Genomic DNA, 2,127 nt, shown 5'->3' with positions numbered 1-2,127 from the left:
ACATCCGACATCATCAACCAGCGGAAATCCGTACGCCCCTCCGCGCCCGTTCCCCGACCCGGCGGCTGCGCACCCGGCATCCCCAGAAACTCCGGACCGCCCGCCATCCGCGCCGCCGCGCCGGGCGATCCGGGCGGCAGGCCCGGGTTCGTGCCGGTGTCGACAGTGGTACGCGCGCCGACCGCCGCCGTGACCGGGCTGACAGTCGGCCCGTCCGGGTCGCCTTCGAACGCCGGGGTCGCCCAGCCTGCCGAGCGGGGCTGCTCGATGAACGCGACGTGTCGCCACGAGTTCGCGGTCAGCGCCCCGGTGTTGTCGTACGACATGCCCAGCAGGTCCAGGCCGCTCTCCGGGACGAGGTTCCACTCCTTGCACGCCACCTCGCACGCCTTGCACCCGATGCACACGCTCGTGTCGGTGAAGAACCCCATCCGCGGCGGCGCGTCCTCGTAGCCGGCGTCGGGCGCCGGGTCGAGCGGCCCGTACAGGGCGTTGGCGTGGGGCATCGGTCAGGCCTCCTGGTCGCTGCTGCTGTCGGCGACGTCGGTCGTGACCAACGGCGGGTAGCGGTGGCTCAGGTCCCCTGACCGCCGCCGGTAGTCGAAGACGAGGTCCAACAGGGCCTGCCCGTCGGGGCGTCGTCCGGGCCGTACGTCGCAGGTGCCGACCTTGCTCTCCTGGATGAGGACGTTGGGGTCGAGGGTGATGCCGAACAGGTCGTTTGCCGAGTCGCCGGTGACCAGACCCTCGAACCCGAAGTGGTACGGCAGCCACACCTGGTGGATGATCCGCCCGTCCACGCGCAGCGGGGTGACGCGGTCGGTCACCAGGACCTTCGCCTCGATGGCCGCGCGGGTGGTGACCAGGTGTGCCCAACCCAGGTGGCTCAGCCCGCGCAGGGCCGCCAACTCGGGCGACACCTCGACGAACATCTCCGGCTGCAACTCGGCGAGGTGCGGCACCGTACGACTCATCCCGCCGGCGGTGTGGTGTTCGGTGAGCCGGCTGACAGTGAAGACGTACGGGAAGACGTCGCTGTGCTCCTCGGGCGGGCTCGGGTTGAGCGTGTTGATCGGGTGTGTGTAGACCTTGCGGGTCGGGTTGGCCTGCTGCCGGTACAGCGGGTTGCGCACCGGCGACTCGACAGGCTCGTAGTGCGTCGGCAGCGGCCCGTCGAGGACGCCGCTGGGCGCGTACAGCCAGCCCTTGCCGTCGCCCTGAAGGACGAACGGGTCGTCGCCGGCGATGCCCGCCACGCCCGAGGTGTTCGGCGGCGGCCGGTATGACGGCGGTTTGGTCTTCTCGAAGTCCGGCACGTCGTAGCCGGTCCATTCGCCCTTGTCCGGGTCCCACCAGACGTACTTCTTGCGTTCGCTCCACGGTCTGCCGTCGGGGTCGGCGGAGGCACGGTTGTAGAGGATCCGCCGGTTCGCCGGCCACGCCCAACCCCACTCCGGGGCGACCAAGGACTGCTCGGCACCGGGTTTGCGGCGGGCGGCCTGGTTGACGCCGTCGGCGTACACGCCCGTGTAGATCCAGCAGCCGCCGGCGGTGCTGCCGTCGTCGGTCATCTCGGTGAAGCTCGACAACGGTCGGCCGCTCGCCACCTCGTACCCGTTGATCTCGTACAGCACGGCTTCGGCGCTCGGCTCGGCGTTCGGGCCGTGCGTGGGGTAGTTCCAGTTGAGGTCGAGCAGCGCCCGGTCGCGGGGACGGGTCGACTGTGCCAGGCGTTCCCGGATGATGCGGCCGAGGTGGTAGAAGAACCACAGCTCGGAGCGGGCGTCGCCTGGCGGCTCGACGGCCTTCTCGCGCCACTGCAACAGGCGCTGCGTCTGGGTGAACGTGCCCTCCTTCTCCACGTGCGAGGCGGCGGGCAGGAAGAACACCTCGGTACGGCACTCCTCCGGGACGATCTCGCCGGTGGCCACCTCGGGACCGTTCTGCCAGAACGCCGCACTCTCGATCATGAACAGATCCCGGACCACAAGCCAGTCCAGATTCGCCATGCCGAGCCGCTGCGCCCGCCCGTGCGCCGAGCCGACCGCCGGGTTCTGACCCAGCAGGAAATAGCCCTTGATCTTCCCGTCGATCATGTTCAACACCTGCTGGTACGTGCCGTGATCG

At 69.8% G+C, this 2,127-nt stretch carries 1 protein-coding gene and 1 pseudogene; both read right to left on the bottom strand.

Annotation, left to right across the window (positions count from 1 at the left end):
- A pseudogene (locus ADK66_RS26890) lies at positions 1-506 on the bottom strand (4Fe-4S ferredoxin); the annotation flags it as partial.
- A 3-nt stretch (positions 507-509) separates the two neighbouring features.
- On the bottom strand, positions 510-2,127 hold a 1,618-nt coding region (locus ADK66_RS26885), incomplete at its 5' end, for a molybdopterin dinucleotide binding domain-containing protein (RefSeq protein WP_157552969.1).

The organism is Micromonospora sp. NRRL B-16802 (assembly GCF_001279555.1).
Classification (GTDB): domain Bacteria; phylum Actinomycetota; class Actinomycetes; order Mycobacteriales; family Micromonosporaceae; genus Micromonospora; species Micromonospora profundi.
The sequence above is the reverse complement of the archived record's forward strand: the minus strand, read 5'-3'. Positions and strand labels throughout refer to the sequence as shown.